General features: G+C 32.6%; 14 protein-coding genes. 5 read left to right on the top strand and 9 right to left on the bottom strand.

Annotated features, from left to right (window positions below; all coding sequences use genetic code 11):
* The first annotated feature begins 495 nt into the window (after positions 1-495).
* Positions 496-1,245, top strand: a complete 750-nt coding sequence (locus FTU06_RS08405) for a metallophosphoesterase (protein ID WP_180146012.1) — start codon at positions 496-498, stop codon at positions 1,243-1,245.
* Between the two features lie 517 nt (positions 1,246-1,762).
* Positions 1,763-1,945, top strand: coding sequence for a hypothetical protein (locus tag FTU06_RS08410; RefSeq protein ID WP_005236300.1), 183 nt, complete (start codon positions 1,763-1,765; stop codon positions 1,943-1,945).
* Positions 1,946-1,987: 42 nt separating this feature from the next.
* Here the strand turns inward: FTU06_RS08410 and FTU06_RS08415 are convergent, their stop codons facing one another.
* From FTU06_RS08415 to FTU06_RS08445, 7 genes are all read right to left on the bottom strand, one after another.
* Positions 1,988-2,245, bottom strand: coding sequence for a hypothetical protein (locus tag FTU06_RS08415; RefSeq protein ID WP_257234347.1), 258 nt, complete (start codon positions 2,243-2,245; stop codon positions 1,988-1,990).
* Between the two features lie 337 nt (positions 2,246-2,582).
* Positions 2,583-2,882: a hypothetical protein gene (locus tag FTU06_RS08420; protein WP_127800599.1), complete on the bottom strand. Its 300-nt coding sequence runs from the start codon at positions 2,880-2,882 to the stop codon at positions 2,583-2,585.
* Between the two features lie 245 nt (positions 2,883-3,127).
* Positions 3,128-3,265, bottom strand: a complete 138-nt coding sequence (locus tag FTU06_RS16865) for a hypothetical protein (RefSeq protein WP_257234349.1) — start codon at positions 3,263-3,265, stop codon at positions 3,128-3,130.
* 62 nt (positions 3,266-3,327) lie between these two features.
* Positions 3,328-6,711, bottom strand: a complete 3,384-nt coding sequence (locus FTU06_RS08430) for a site-specific integrase (protein WP_180146017.1) — start codon at positions 6,709-6,711, stop codon at positions 3,328-3,330.
* Positions 6,712-6,713: 2 nt separating this feature from the next.
* Complete coding sequence (locus FTU06_RS08435; protein ID WP_180146019.1) at positions 6,714-9,011, bottom strand: hypothetical protein; 2,298 nt, start codon at positions 9,009-9,011, stop codon at positions 6,714-6,716.
* A 32-nt stretch (positions 9,012-9,043) separates the two neighbouring features.
* Positions 9,044-9,553: a hypothetical protein gene (locus FTU06_RS08440; RefSeq protein WP_180009453.1), complete on the bottom strand. Its 510-nt coding sequence runs from the start codon at positions 9,551-9,553 to the stop codon at positions 9,044-9,046.
* A 216-nt stretch (positions 9,554-9,769) separates the two neighbouring features.
* On the bottom strand, positions 9,770-9,982 hold the full coding sequence (locus FTU06_RS08445) for a helix-turn-helix domain-containing protein (RefSeq protein ID WP_180005595.1): 213 nt from the start codon (positions 9,980-9,982) through the stop codon (positions 9,770-9,772).
* A 133-nt stretch (positions 9,983-10,115) separates the two neighbouring features.
* Here FTU06_RS08445 and FTU06_RS08450 point away from each other — a divergent pair, with 133 nt between their 5' ends.
* Entirely contained in the window at positions 10,116-10,910 is a 795-nt protein-coding gene (locus FTU06_RS08450; RefSeq protein WP_180146024.1) for a hypothetical protein, read from the top strand.
* Positions 10,911-11,247: 337 nt separating this feature from the next.
* Here FTU06_RS08450 and FTU06_RS08455 read toward each other — a convergent pair whose 3' ends face one another.
* The gene (locus FTU06_RS08455) at positions 11,248-12,495 is read right to left on the bottom strand and encodes an integrase family protein (protein ID WP_180092602.1); all 1,248 of its coding nucleotides are present in this window, start codon (positions 12,493-12,495) and stop codon (positions 11,248-11,250) included.
* A 961-nt stretch (positions 12,496-13,456) separates the two neighbouring features.
* Here FTU06_RS08455 and FTU06_RS08460 point away from each other — a divergent pair.
* Together FTU06_RS08460 and FTU06_RS08465 are read left to right on the top strand one after the other, a co-directional pair.
* Positions 13,457-14,026, top strand: coding sequence for a 1-acyl-sn-glycerol-3-phosphate acyltransferase (locus tag FTU06_RS08460; protein ID WP_078189041.1), 570 nt, complete (start codon positions 13,457-13,459; stop codon positions 14,024-14,026).
* A 302-nt stretch (positions 14,027-14,328) separates the two neighbouring features.
* Positions 14,329-15,081 carry a YebC/PmpR family DNA-binding transcriptional regulator gene (locus FTU06_RS08465; RefSeq protein WP_078189042.1) on the top strand — a complete coding sequence of 251 codons (753 nt, stop codon included), beginning with the start codon at positions 14,329-14,331 and terminating at the stop codon, positions 15,079-15,081.
* Positions 15,082-15,172: 91 nt separating this feature from the next.
* Here FTU06_RS08465 and FTU06_RS08470 read toward each other — a convergent pair whose 3' ends face one another.
* On the bottom strand, positions 15,173-15,643 hold the full coding sequence (locus tag FTU06_RS08470; RefSeq protein ID WP_180050071.1) for an Lrp/AsnC family transcriptional regulator: 471 nt from the start codon (positions 15,641-15,643) through the stop codon (positions 15,173-15,175).
* Between the last annotated feature and the right edge of the window lie 179 nt (positions 15,644-15,822).

The following is a 15,822-nucleotide window of genomic DNA, read 5'->3' on the forward strand; positions in this document are numbered from 1 at the left end:
TAAAAACTCATCAACTCAGAAGTATCTTTTTGCTAGAGAAAAAACAGATAGAAATAATATAAAGATGCATTTTAAACCTCGTTGATAGATTGTCGTTTGCCAACATCTTTTCCACGAGATGGAGGCAAACCAAATAGGGTGTGGAAATACCGCTCAACGAAACGGCCAGTCAAAGACTGCCCTACCTGGCTTACCATAAAAGCGCCATGTAGACACAAAAGAGCCACTAAAAGCGACTCTTTAGTTCGTTGAGTAACAGGTTTCCACGCCTGGTCACAGATTTTGCTGTAACATCTTTATCTTATGTGCATAAATTCAATTGGTCAAATTTTATGATCAATATTTAATCAATTGATTCAAAAATAATTACCTATATTTTTAGAGGCTTAAGAATACAGATAAGTATCTTATAATTTCTACAATATTTAGTTGCTGTAAACTAATCGCAATGAAACTCTATATATTTAAGCAGCGTGATTTAATAAAGGAAGTAGATTGAAACTGCAAATTTTATCGGATACTCACAATTCTAAATATTCAATATCAGAGCAAGCTGATGTCATTATTCACGCTGGCGATTTTTCTAATCGCTTAAGTGGTGCAATTGAGTTTGCCGAAAAATGTAAATCTCTGAATAAAAAATTTATCTTTGTTTTAGGTAATCATGATTACTACAGCTCTAACTACAGTTCAGTCGTGAATTTCTTGAAAGAAAACTACCCAAAAAATGCACTACTTGATGACAACCATATCAAAATTCAAGATAAAATATTTGTAGGTGGCACGCTGTTTACGAACTTTCGCTCCAATTCTCCACTTACATCTCCTGAGGTACTTTTACAGTCCCAAAAAGATGCTGAACAATCGATTTATGATTTTGATCAAATCATGATTAGCAATGAAAATAGACCTATAACCGCCGATGACTACATAGAATTATTTAAAAAATATCATCAAAATATTTTGCAGTTTAGAGGGCAAGATCATGTGATCGTTATTACGCATTTTCCACCTCATTTAGCCTGTCTTGATCCTTATTGGGGTAGGCACCCTGTTGCATCAGCCCTCAACCCCTATTTTATTAATGATTTAGATATCAAAGGCTTTAAGTTATGGATTTCAGGACATACGCATACATCTGTCGATACAGTAGTCGATGGATGCAGATTAGTGATCAATCCATTAGGGTATTCTCAGGAGCAAGGTAAAAATGGGTTTAGAGAAAATTTTATCATCGAGATTTAAGTAGATATATTTTTCTAAAACCTTTTTAAAGCGTCAGATAACTCGATTTTAAATTTTTTTGCCATATCAATGATGAAGTATCAGCCCTATCAAAACCTAAAATAAGTGACGTCACATAGTTTTTTGATACTTAATAGTACAGTTAGGACTTTTAAACTTTAGCTCATGGTTCTCATTAGTATAAAATTACATCACACCATTAAAATTTTATGGAAAAAAATGAGAAGACTAATAGATTTTAAAAATGTAAAACAAAGATCACGCCCAATTATTGAAATTATACCTATGGTATTTGACAACAGCCAAGCAACACAACGTATTGTATTACATCATTTAAAACGTGTAATTCATCAACATAGAGATGAATTACAAAAGCTCGCAGATAGATAAAAACTCATCATGCTCTTCAATAGGCGTAACTGCATTCAGCCATTTTTATTCCCTACATCAATTTATTTTCAAATTTTCTGCGATACTGATAATGAAATTTATACCACATCTGAACTAGGAGAAACTCATGTCGAATCCTTTAGACCCAGAAAATGATTGGAAAAATAAAATTGCAGATCAAATACTTGACGATTTAATCGAGATTGCCAAGCTTGAAGGTATGACTATTAAAAAAATGAAAGCAGATCAAAATGGTATTTTCTATGTGGAAGAGGAAATATCAATTGACGACGTACTCAAGCAATTTTGAACTCTGCTCATTGAAACGATATAAGGCGCTTGAATTTTATATTTAAAAGCTTAACCAAATTGTATCACCTGTAGATGCGTACATAGCTTCAGCAGTTTCTTTCAACACATCACTATCATCCGTTTCCATTGATAGTTCATCACATGCAGGATACCTACTATCGCTTGTGGAAGAAAAGCTGGATTGAACAATAGACCCATCTTGCATAAATCTAGTTCTATCTTGCCTTAAAAGCTGTACACCACGGTAGCTAGCACGCATTTGATTTAATGCTTGAAGACGTCTTTCATTTGTAGTCATTATTACCTTTCTCGACATTAATTTTTTCCTTGATTTTTACAGAAATTAAGATTAATAAATTATGACATAAATTAAAATTGAGTAATGATCCCGCAATACTTCATTAAAATCACAGCGATCAAATAAAAATAAAATAATGTCTTAAAAATCAATCCTCTAAAAAATCCACGATATCTTGATCAGTTCTGACGATTTTCATAGGAAGTTGATTAGCTCCATTTAGTATAGCCTGGATATAACCATCCATTATTATTTCACTTTTTGATATTTTACTGAGGATTCACCGGCTTTTTTTGCATTATCTTTAGAAATAATTCGATCTACCATAATATGTACCTCACTTTACAAATTTTTCAAGATCTTGCTCTTCAACACGCTGGTACGAAGACGAACTATTAATTAAAGAATGCCCTCTTCTGAGTGCCAATTCTTTATTAATTTCTTGCTCAGCTATACTGGTCTCGCCGTGATTTTTTATGTATTCAGCGCGTTTTTGTATAAATGCTCGCTCACGCTCTCGAACGTTGGAATTCACCGCTGTATTTTCTACTGGGCGAGTAGCTACATAATTATAGCTAATCACTCCGCAAAGTACGATTAAAAAGAAACTGAGTTGCTTCTTTACACTTCTACTCACAAATAGTCCTTTAATATTCAGTCAATACTGAAGTTATCATATGCTCATGAGGATGAATTTAAAAACTATAGCGTATGACACTACAAAAGTTCATTACTCATTTCTAGGATTAAATCTTTAAATTCATCAGCATTGCTAGCAAATTCAGCAAAAAAGTTATTCCATCCAAATGCTGAATCTAATGCCTCTTTATTTTGGATTGGTCTAGGCAACTCATATCCAAGGATCCAGTATGGTGGGCGAACTCAAACATGCTCAGGTATAAGAACTTGCTGTAAGGCTGTTTCAGCACTTACTAAATATAAATTATCGTCTAAATAAACGATATTTCCTTGTAAAGCGTCTTGAATACAATGATCCACATCTATATGGGTATCCTTCATGTAGTCCGTCTCCATTTTTTGAAATCACATTCTTAAACTTGTTAAATTATTTAACGCAGTAATTAATCATTAATCTGGGCTAAACTCCAACGGCGATAGATGACTGCTAAAAATAAATCACTAAAGATTTTTTGGCAGGTATTATCTTTATAGTTGTCATTACTAATTTTTAAGCTTACCCCTTTCTTACTTTTAGCCGCTTCAAGTTCAGCTTTAATTTCCTTCCATGACCGTTTGGGTATTTTAATTTTTTCTTTAAACTGCTTGTATATAAATTTTAACTCACGACAAAATTTATCAAACTCCTGATACTCTACTTCGCTTTGGATATACACCTCCATATGAGCATCTATAAGACGAATACGGCGCTCAAAATAATCTAACGTAAAGTTACTATCCAGCACAGCTGTGAAAATTTCAAAATCAGCTTCGCTAAATACATTTCCAGACTTATTTCTATTGATATGCTTTAACAGCATGTCTAAAGGATTACTTTTAGAAATTTCGTTTTTTTGTTGATAGTGTCTATTTTTATACAGGTTTGAGGCCAAGTCTCTCCCAATTTCTTTCAACTTCAGATTTTCATTTTTTCCTGAAAGTACATCTATAATATCATTCAATTCTGATTTCAGTTTGAGCCTTTCGGTTACATTATCAGTTTGCTCTACATCTTCACATTTTAATATCTGAGTATGCCACCGATCAGGAAATATTGCCTCTTGAATAATCTTTGAATTGGGGGCTATTTTCTCTAAGATTTCTTTTAATTCAAGCTTTTCTTTCATTTGAGACGTATTCAATTGTTTCTTGAATATTCTGCAAGAGAGTAAAGCTCTTACAATATTTGCTGATATTTTACTTTCATCTGGACATAATGCATCCCCTACTAACATTGAACCAAAATGCAGGTAATAGTTGGCTGTCATCTCAATAGATGAATGGCCAATAAAATGTGCCAAAATCTTCCAAACATCCTGACGTCCAGCAATACTGTCCATATTACCCAATAAATAATTTTTAATTTTGGCAATCTGATCAGGTGAGTAGCGAATCCAACTCCTGATTAACGCTTCACTTCCTTTCAAAATTAAAGCTAAATTGTTTGTCGCAGTATGCCTAAAGCTATGAAAGGAATAATCGTGTGGTTCGTTATTGAATAAAGTATCAAAAATTTCCTTTGTCTTAGCACCAATAAAACGAGATGAAAAAATTTGACCAAATTCATCTTGGAAGATAAAACAATCTTCTGCCCCCAACCTTCTTTGATCAACTTTTACATTAAGATGCTTTTTGATTAAGCCAATAAATTCATTCAGTTCACGTTCAGTTAGCAACTCATCAAGACGAATTCCTCGTTTTGCATTCGTCGTCTTGACCTGACGATGATAGTTATTATGTATAAAGATTTTAATAACTTGAGGATTGCTGGCTGTTAAATAATAATATCGCTCATAGCCAATTGTTTTAACATCCAAATCCGTCATAGCCAAATCTCTCAGCCTTAACCCAAGAATCTCACCAATCCTTAAACCTGTGCGGTAAGCAAGCATACAAATTATTTTGAATATACTTTTTTGTTCTTTACTCAAATCAACTTGGCGATCAATCAAATTATTAAAATGCACCCACATCACTGGAGTTATATATGATGCTCTACACATCTGAAGATCATCAGATTTTAACTGGTCTAAATAATTTACTCGAGGAGCACCAAAATTGTGAATTAAACTGCTATGAAATTTTTTTAAATTTTTTACAGCTTTACCATAGCTATTATATTTCACCTCCCTAACATTATTTTTAGATGCTTTATGTTGTCGTCGCTTATCAGCAATAAATTTTTCACTTAAAATATACTCATATGCTCCCTCAAATTGTTCTTCATCCATCTTCAGAAGATCAAGGTCATGAGTAACAACATACATAAAAAGATCTTCAGCGAATGATGATTTGTAGGTATCCAAGGAACTCAGTGCAATTCCGTCTTTTGCTCTAGAAACATTTGAAGATTGACCACTCACGAGGTAATCCCGATACCATGTCATCAAGGCAATCTGAACACTCACAAGCGCAATATCTTTAGCTATTTCATACTTCTGATTATTGTAACTTTCTTTAAGTGACTGAATATCTTCTGACAATTGCTTAATTGTCTCGGTCTTTTTTCTACCTTGAAATTGCCCTATCAATCCTTTTTTAATTTCTGCGGCACAATGATACCCTGTGCTCAACTTTTGGATATTTTCAGACTTAGGCTTTCGATAAATATCGGTCGGATCATCAAACTTATTTTCGGAAGTAATCGATTTCTTTATTAAAGATTTCTTGTCTTTAAATGCATCAAGTGTCTCAAGCATTTTTAAGGTTGACAATGATAGTGCAGCGCTGTCTAACGTCCCCGTAGATAATGCCGTTGTAAAACCGTCAAGCGTATTCTTTTGACTAAAATACTGCACGTAATCGATATGCTCAAATAACTTATATTTTTCCTTAGAAAAATAATTGCGCAACACACTATTTTGATCAACATCCAATATAGCCAAATCAATATATTGATCTAAGTGATCTTCATTCTGAGTATCAATTGCATCCAAAATGTGAATGAGCCATTTCTCATTCTGACGTTTTTCAACCTGAGTTTCAGATTCTATAATATTAACGAGTCGCACCATCATTAATAGGCTGATTGGTGTGAGATAAATTTGTTTAATTTGAAATGGATTGTCGAGATATACTAAATTCGCATATTTCTCATTTTCTACTGGATAATTATATAAGTAACCCGTTTTTGGTGAGCCTTGACAATATAAGGATACAAGTCCACTCGACAATTCTGATGGTTTTAACTGATCATTTGAAAAATATGCTCTGAGTGATTTTAAAATCGCCATTAAGTCTTCTTTATGACTACACCCACAATCAATAATTAGTGCCATTAAAAATTGTCGAAAAAGTAATTCCTTTTGCGCATCCGTAAAATCAGCATTAAAAACATCAGTTTTAAGCCTTTTCGGTAATTCAGCTTCCCAAAAGAAATGCAACTTAAGCTTAAACTCATGTAACCTTTGCCCTCTAATCAACTTAATTTGCGTTGATTCAATGTCTTTAATATTTGGAGCTGAATATGCTCTTTGAATAAGCTTAATTTCATATTGATCCTTTAACCACGGAATTTTTGACTCAATTTCTTGCTTTTTTTTCACACATAATTCAGACCAAAATTCCCTTAATTCTTCTAAATCTTTTTTTGAGATTTTTCTATTGTGAAAGTGTTTTTCGACTTTGGCTCTAGCAATATACATTTCAGTTTGAATCTGATCATCGAGTTTCTTTTTTCCACAAGATTCCGTGATCTCATGAATAAGTAATCCTGAAATTTTTTCAAATAAAATATTCACCGAAGTCTCTAGCTTAGTTCGAATTTGCTGTAACTCTTCATCTGTCATGATTAGCCCACCACCGATTTTAATTCAAGCCTTTTGAACAGATGATTTACTGCATATTTAATATCAGTCATGTAGGTATAAGGCTGTAAAGATGAGTATTTTGAAAATCCAATTTCATTTTGTTGATCGTGCGCATACCAACTCTTAAAAATCGCGTCGGGCAATTCTAAAAAATTCCTTACAAAATGGCGCGTCCAATTGGGATATAACTCATCAATTTCAGGAAAGTTTTCTGATAAATAAGATGCTATATGCTTTTGTGTAAGTGGCTCCAATGTGAAGCTCATGAATTCTGAACCTTTCTTCCAATAAGAAAGGTAATAGATATGATCTGCTGTATTAGCTAGCTCTAAGGCATTAATGTTTTTGATAAATTCATCATAATGCTGTAACTCATTAACAACGAATTCGATCAGAGGTGAATAACGACCATGTGGACGAGATCTACTGCTCTTATCATGGATATATGCAATATTAGTAATAAAATCAAAGTTTTCTCTGATACTAGATGCACCTATAGCAGGACGTGCGCCTGAAGACAATAAACAACAAAACCAGATCCAAACACTGAAAGTATTAAATTTTTCAGCAATGTCTTGTTCTTCTTTTAAAACTTGCACAACTTTCGAGTTTAATGTATTTAAGAATTTTTTCGCTTTATCAAATGACCATACACGCTGACTTCCTACGCGGGCTTGCTCTTCTACTTGAATAAATTGCGGACGATCTAAAACATTTACCTCGTTTTTATTTTGAAACCATAGATATATATACTGCTCATATACCTCATTTAACTGTTTATAAGAAAATCCCCCATACGCTAGATCAGGTTGATGTGAAACCTGTCTACCGATTAAGAAATTTTTCGTAAGATCATCTTTACATATTCGGTTCAAATGAAAGGAAAGTTGTAAAGCAATTGAAGTAACTGATATCGGGCCTATACGACGATGATAAAACCATTCTGATAAAGACTTTTCGAAATCTGTATTCGTTAGATTGGAAAGGTTAGCCTCTCTAATTCTATCAATCCACATAGCAGGAATTTGAAATGCCCAAGTTGTATGCTCGTTATATTTATTGTCTTTTTTAGCAATTTGACCTTTCAAATTTTTATTTACATTTGCATCAACGATCCACAAATAATAGGCACGATTGGAGCTACGTTTTAATTGTTTAGTTTTTAGCAATTGGTCGATATCTTGAAATATAACGGCACTCTGCCCCGTAAAGATTGACATCAAGCAACAAGCTGCTTTTGCAGATTCCATGATATCTTTGTTTTCATGAAGTTGGTCAAGTAAAATCTGGTTTACAATTTTTAATAAGGGTATGTCCAAATAGTAAATATTACTCACCGTTGGTTGCTGAGTTCTATCTATATGACGATTCAATCTTTGATTTGAGACAAATGGTGCTAGTCTACGCGTATCTTCATTTAGATTATAATCATACTGCTTAGAAGTCTTATCTTCATCGACTTCATCATCAATGTTATCTTTGTCATCTGAGTAATCAAACTGGCTCTCGGTGACCAAAGGTGGATTATGATATGTCTGCGGATCAACATCCAAATCGTCTATATTCTCAATCTCATCCGTCCTTTTAATTCTTACGTTATGGCGATAACAGATATCCTCAACTGCGATCCTGTACTCATCTAAATACCTTGTTAAAGCTTTAACTATCTTTTTTGAAACCTTAACTTCAAGATCCTTACAGACTGCTATGACATGTACATTTTGGGCTTTTGCATAAGTATTGAATTCTTTAATGGTCTTAGCCGTATGATCGAACTCAATAAGATGATTAAAATATTGAGAAATTATAGGTAAAACTTCAGAAAGAAAACCTTTAAAACTTTTTTCCATCATTTTTAAAATTAGATAGAAATTATAGTTTAGCCTTTCAATTTTAGCTTGAGAGTTCTCCATATTGGACATCAACCCAACTAAAAAATTTACAACATTAAAAATTTTCAAAATATTTTGGTTAATCAAAAGTTGTTTTTCTTTATTTATAACATCCGAATCTTCAACATTTTTATATAAAATGCAGATACTTGATGACCCCAAAATACTTTTATATTGGGTTTTAGATTTATTTATGTTTAAATATGAATATATACCTTCACATAAAACTTTTAATTCCCTCATAAATTCATCAGTGATATAAGTATTATGAAAATCTTTTAAATCACATGATTCTAATAGAAGCAAACCTTCTCTATATGAAGATAAAATTTCAGTTAAACAAGCACACCTTGATTTAAAAACTTCTAAATCTAATTTATTATTCATTTCAGCATTCCACAATATCAACTTTCGATTTTTCAAAAAATATTTCTAGGTAATTTAAAATAATTTATAAAATCTGTTTTATAAATTATTTTAGGAATATGATATTTATCCCTCTTCAAGATTTCCTTATTAATTAAATAAAATAAATTTTCATCTTCTAATTTAGTTAAATAATCAAAAAGTTCCTTATAGAAGTTAATTCTATATTCACATTTTATTTTGTGACTTTGAAGATAAGTAAATAGCTCTGACCAAAAAATATAGTTAGCTTGATTCTTAAACCAATCTTCATGACTTTTAGCTTCAATAGATAAAAGATACGTATGTTGTGTAAGACTCAAATAGTCTTTCTTAACGCGAGTAATCATTGAATTTTTCAGTCGATCTTTTGCATTTTTTTGATCACCTACCTCAACATTAGTAAGCTTTATTGTCTGGTCGATTATGTCGGAGAATTTTCTTAGCGAACTTTCAGTTAATTTGGCTTGATTCACACAAGATAGCTTAAAACCCTTCTTTGGTTTAGCTTGTTTTTTGGACATTATTAGCTCCAAATTCATTATTCTAAAAATTTCATAAAGGCTTTTTTTAAGCATGACAAAGCCTAGAGCCTAAATTGAGATGAAACTTAAGCTAATGATATTTTTAAAAAATTACGGATAAAAATTTTATGGATGAGCTAGCATCTCTTGTTATTGCATGTCTTTTTACATTAAATGTAATTAACCTAATAAACAGGAAAAACTAGCTCAATTTTTCTAGACTTCTTCTTTGACACAAGCAAATTTATAGACTTCTGCTTTACTCCATCGAAGACTACGACCATGCCTAATAGGACTTATTGGTCCGTTTTCGTACAATGCCCATTTACGCAAAGTTTGTTCTGCATATCCCAGCAATCTCGCTGCTTCTTTCGTAGTTAGCAAAAGTCGATCTTCAGTGATCTTCTTTTGCCTATGCTTAAGTACCATATCTTTCTATTCCAATTGATTTAAGGATATAAAAGCACATTAAAAATAGTAAAGAAATTGTAATTTTAAACACCATTTCATTACTATTTTTCGTATAATCATACCTATTAATATTAGTAAAGCTGAATGATGTATGGGCCGACCACTAAGAACTAGGATAGATTTTGCAAAAACAATAAGCTGGTATGACTTCTTTTATAATAAATTATTAAATTCCGGTGAAATTAGAAATGAATTTGGTTTAGAGAAGTTACTTTATAAGGAACCAAAAAATGGCTATGTAACAAATTTATTTAAAAAATATAAATTTGGATTATCAACACCTAAAGATGATTGGATTAAAACAGTAGATTCAAAATGTATCGGCTCATCTCATATTATCAATCATCCTATATGGAAAAATTTAAAATATCGAACCACAGAAGAATATTTAATACTACTAGAACTAAACAATCTTCCTGATTATATAATTGAAAATTTAATACAAAATAGACATATAAAAGGTTTTAATAAATCTGATTTAGAAAAATTAGCTAAATATGGCTCTTTAGATAGCCTGTGTGCATTATATTTATTACATCAGTGGGGATATACTATTGGAAGTACAAGTCTAGTAAATGATTGCTGCTCACTAATTATAAACAATTTAGAATTAGTGTTAGAAAAAACCACTTATCTTCAGCGATCACATATATTTTTATTTGATGAAATATGTGATCAGATATTTATTATGGAATTAAAGGGATATAATCGACCACTTAAAATTAAATTAAATTGGCGACAATACAGAAATAGTAATTGGGATATTGAAATTCGAGAAAAATCTAAAAAAATTGAAGATGAGCTTATTTCCCACCCAAAAACAAGCCATTTAATACCTTGCATAGATGAGAGCCTTGCAGATCTATATAAAAAGATTTTAGGATAAAGAGACTTTATTAAAAATCGTATTCTACGAGTATTACTATTTACCTACAACTTCTAAATGAATAGTAATACCTTCTAAAAATAAAAGAATCTAATTGCAAAAGATAAACAAAGATGCCATTAAACTTATTACTATAGAACTATTCAATATATTAGACTTCTTCCGAAAGTATGTTTTACTTAATTTTTAAATCAGCTAAAAACCTTATAAAATATAGCTCGCGACTGTTTAAATTTTACTAACGCAAGTGGTCTATTATATAAAGATAAAATCTATATTTTCTCTCTTTTTTTTTGGTAAAAATATTTTAAATTGAAATAAATCGCTTATTTTTCAACTAAATTGACGATATTCCAACACAATTCAAAATCCAATTCTCATATTCTTGTAGTGTTTCGCGTAGCATATCCATTGGGCGTACAATGTAATGCCTTTCAACTAACGCACTTGGCTTATGACCAGAAATCTGTGCTAAAGATCCTTCATTAATTTGAGCCCAAATTGCTAACGTTTTATACGACCTTCTTAAGCCATGGGGGGTAAGTACAATATTTAATTTTTTACATATTTTCTCTAAGCTATCGTAGGGATTAACAATATAGCCACATTCAGAGTCCTTACTGCTAAATACAAATTCAGAATCAGAATTTTTCTTTAGCTCTAATAAAAGAATTTCAACAAATGTTGTGAGAGGGATTAGGCGACCTGTATCTTCAATTTTATCTTTTACCTTTGCAGTTTTCCAACGAAAATCGACATCTTTCCATTTTAATGAAAGTAACTCATTTTTTCTGCAACCGGTGATTAAACTACATATCAAAAAAATTGCGATTTTTCTATTAGTTAACTTATTGACTTCTTCAAACCAAGGTTTTAGGTGCTGTTTCATTAAACAATCATTTTTGGCTTTTGGAGAAGGGACTTTATCTTTAACCTTTTTAGAGTTATATGATTTCGGAGGCACTAGATTCTCATAATCCTCATGTTCCTCACACCAATTGAGGAAAGCTCGTGTGAGTCGATATGCTTTACCTGATGTTGTTGGACGGTAGTCATTTTGATCAAGCCAGTCACAAAATACATCTGCAGTTAATTCAGAAAGTTTATAATCAAACAGTTGATAAATGGGTTGACTGGCATACACACTTTTTCTTTCAGGATCATAACCACCTCTCGATAATTCGATATGATCCTGATAGCTTCTTGGCCGCCAATTAGGTTGCCTTGCTGCTAAATATTCATACCATACGTCTTTAAATTTAATAGTCTTACGTTTTTCTTGTTTTAACAACTCTTTATTATCAGCTAAAGCCTTCTTACGCTCAATAAAAGGATCAATGCCTTTATTGCACATAATCGCTAATTCTTGTGCATATTTACGAGCATCTTCTAATTTCCACGTATTAACATCGCCAATTTTGATACGGCGATTTTGAAGTCCAATACGGCCTTGGAAAATGTAGCTCTTATTATTTTTAGGTGTAACTTTAACGCCGAATCCAGGTGTTCTTTCATCCCAAAAAAAAGTTGGTTTGGTCTTATCTGTACAATCAATTTTGTCTATAGCTGGTTTTGTAAACTTCATTCTAGTAAGCATCTGGTAAGCAAATAGTACTAAAAATCAATATATATCAATCAACAAAAAGAGTGAATAGTAAACTTTAAAAATTTATTAAATAGATGATATTATTAATTATATTCACTTAAGTCGTTGATTTTTTATTTTTATATTAACGGACTCATAATCCGTTGGTCCACAGTTCAAGTCTGTGTGGGCCCACCATATAAAACAACCCCTTACGTGCATTAATCGTGAGGGGTTTTTTAATGTTAAAAGCTAAGTAAAGTTTGTATAAGCTTTTAAAAGATATGGCAGATAACATATAGATACGTACAAAACTTCAAGTCAGCTTGAGTAAGCCACAATTGGTTAATACGAGAAGTAGGTTATAAAAAAATACATTTAAGAAAAATTTAAAGGCTTAAGTTCTAGATACCCTTAAATAAAGTCACGATTTGTTATACTTAAAAGATATTATTTTATTCATTATAAGCAAATGTTTTTTGATTCATGACTTTTAGAAATACTATATATTTCACACTTTAAAAGCACAAATATTAAGACTCAACCTGCTCAGGCTTTCTTAAGTCCAAATAAAACTCAACAATTGACCAAATAACAATCAAAGCAAACATAGCAACAGCGAATAACACAGCAGTTAAATAAATCATGCTTGAGTTCTCCGTTAGAAAACGAGTTAAGACCAACAGGTTAAAAGTTTTAACCTACGACAAAAGTCTAATAAGAATTTCTGACGGTGCCTAGCCATATTTAGCAAATTTTTAAGAGTATTTTTATCTATGATGATAGCTTTGCTATATAAAATTTAGCCGATTTATTGCTAAAAAGTATCAGTCTTCAATCCCCCTTCTTATTCCGATTTGTAATATATGCACAATTCAGATCAAAGCTCACTTAAATCCTCTTGACTCATGATCCAAACAAGCAGAAATTACACCTTTTTTAAATCACCGTATCACCGACTATGTTGAAAAAATTTATTGGCGAATCCGCATTTAAATTGGCGGGCTGGAAATACCACGTAGAACCTGATGTTTTAGAAAATAAACAAGTGATCGTCGGCTTTGAACACACCTCAATGATGGATGCTGTTCTTTCACTGGCCCTTTGCCAAATTTACGACATTAAAATTCACACGCTGATTAAAAAAGAACTCTTTAAAGGTCCATTTAAACCTGTTCTTGAAGCGATTGGCGGTATTCCTGTAGACCGTAAAGCCAATAAAGACATCGTGACTCAAATGGTTGAGCATTTTGAAGCCAATGAAAAATTTAATTTAGTCATTGCTCCAGAAGCGACACGAGCAGAACGTGGTGAAGCACGAAAACCGATTCGCACAGGCTTTTGGTATATCGCTAAAGCTGCAGGTGTGCCAATTGTATTAATGTATGCCAACTCAAAAACCAAACAAGGCGGTATTTTCGGTAAGATTTACCCAACTGACCTCGATCACGATTTAGCTTTAATTAAGCAGCTCTATAAAGATAAAGTAGGTTTAGACATCGTGATCCCAGAACCTAAAAATAAAGACTAAGTGCCATTCACGTTTTTTTAAGATATACGTACTTAAAGATATAAATGTATCGTGCTCCATGCATTGTACATTTATATCTTCCTTTTATAACAAGATCACCTCGCTCCTTTCAGCCCAATTCTCATCATAAGAAAAATTACAGTACGAGCGTTTAGACATTTCGCATTATTTTCTCAAATTTGGATATTTTTTTTTCAACTACTCAATTCCTGAAATCCAGTACTTTCACACAAAAAAGCCATTATGGTAGAATTTGCTCAATTTGATAGGCATAAGGCCAATCTACAAGGAGCATATTTCGCATGGCGGGTCATTCCAAGTGGGCTAATACTAAGCATCGTAAAGCAAAACAAGATGCGAGCCGCGCTAAAGTATTCACAAAATTTATCCGTGAAATCGTGACAGCTGCACGTTTAGGCGGCGGTGATGTAGCGTCTAACCCACGTTTACGTGCTGTTGTTGAAAAAGCATTAGTTGCAAACATGACACGTGACACCATTAACCGTGCAATCCAACGTGGTGTAGGCGGTGAAGAAAATGCTGATCTAAAAGAAGTCACTTACGAAGGTTATGGCGTTGGTGGTGTTGCTGTCATCATTGAAACAATGACTGACAACTTGAACCGTACTGTTCCTGACGTTCGTCACTGTTTCTCTAAAACTGATGGTAATTTAGGTACTGCAGGTTCAGTGGCTTATATGTTTACCAAACGTGGTGAGATTACTTTTGAAGATGTTTCTTTAGAAGATCAAATTATGGACATCGCTTTAGAAGCGGGTGCTGAAGACATCGAAGTGGACGAAGAAGAAATTCTAGTTATCACTACACCTGAAACTTTCGGTGAAGTTCAGGATGCGCTTGCAGCAGCAGGTTTAAAATCTGATAACGCCGAAGTGGTGATGAACCCTTCAACTAAAGCGTTAATTTCAGATATCGAACAAGCGAAAAAAATCATCAAAATGATTGATATGTTTGAAGATCTTGACGACGTTCAAAACGTGTATACCAACGTTGAATTCACCGATGAAGTGATGGCTGAGTTAGAAGCTCTATAATTTCTTCATTATGAAATAAAAAACGCACCCATCGGTGCGTTTTTTATTGCTAAGCTTTCAAGGGATAATGAGTTTGAATTAAGTGCAGCACTCAAACCTTATTTAACAATCCATTACAGTTAAAGACATTATATTGTTTAATCACGAAGCTCGAGTGTAATGCGACCACATGTTCAATTTTTCCAATACGCTTGAGTAAAATTTCACTGTAATTTTCCATATCTCGTGCCACCACTTCAACCAAGAAATCAGCTGACTGCCCTGTCACTAAAAATGCATTAATCACTTCAGGAATACTTTCTAATTCTTCTAAAAATTTTGCAAAAGTATCCGTATCATGTTTACTGAGTGACACCTGTAAAATTACATGTAGACTAAACCCTAATTTCTGATAATTAATTTCACGCTTTAAACCGCTCATAATATTGTGATCAATCAATTGTTTGATCCGCCGATGAACGGAACTGACCGATAAATTCACCCGCTCTGATAGTTCATTTAAATTGACATCTTCATGGGTCAAAATTTCTAAAATTTGTTTATCAAAACGGTCTAGTTCCATCGGTCTACTCCAGCCATTTTTGAAAACAGTGCTGATGATCCCGATTCATCAAACACCTGTTGTCATTTTCAATGTTATTTTAAATTTTAAAATCAGCATTTATGTGCAAGTTTTCTCATGTATAGCATGATTTATTAAAAATAATAAAGCTCAGATGCATCATATAAATAATAATTTGC

The sequence above is a fragment of the Acinetobacter sp. YH12052 genome (assembly GCF_013419835.1).
Classification (GTDB): domain Bacteria; phylum Pseudomonadota; class Gammaproteobacteria; order Pseudomonadales; family Moraxellaceae; genus Acinetobacter; species Acinetobacter amyesii.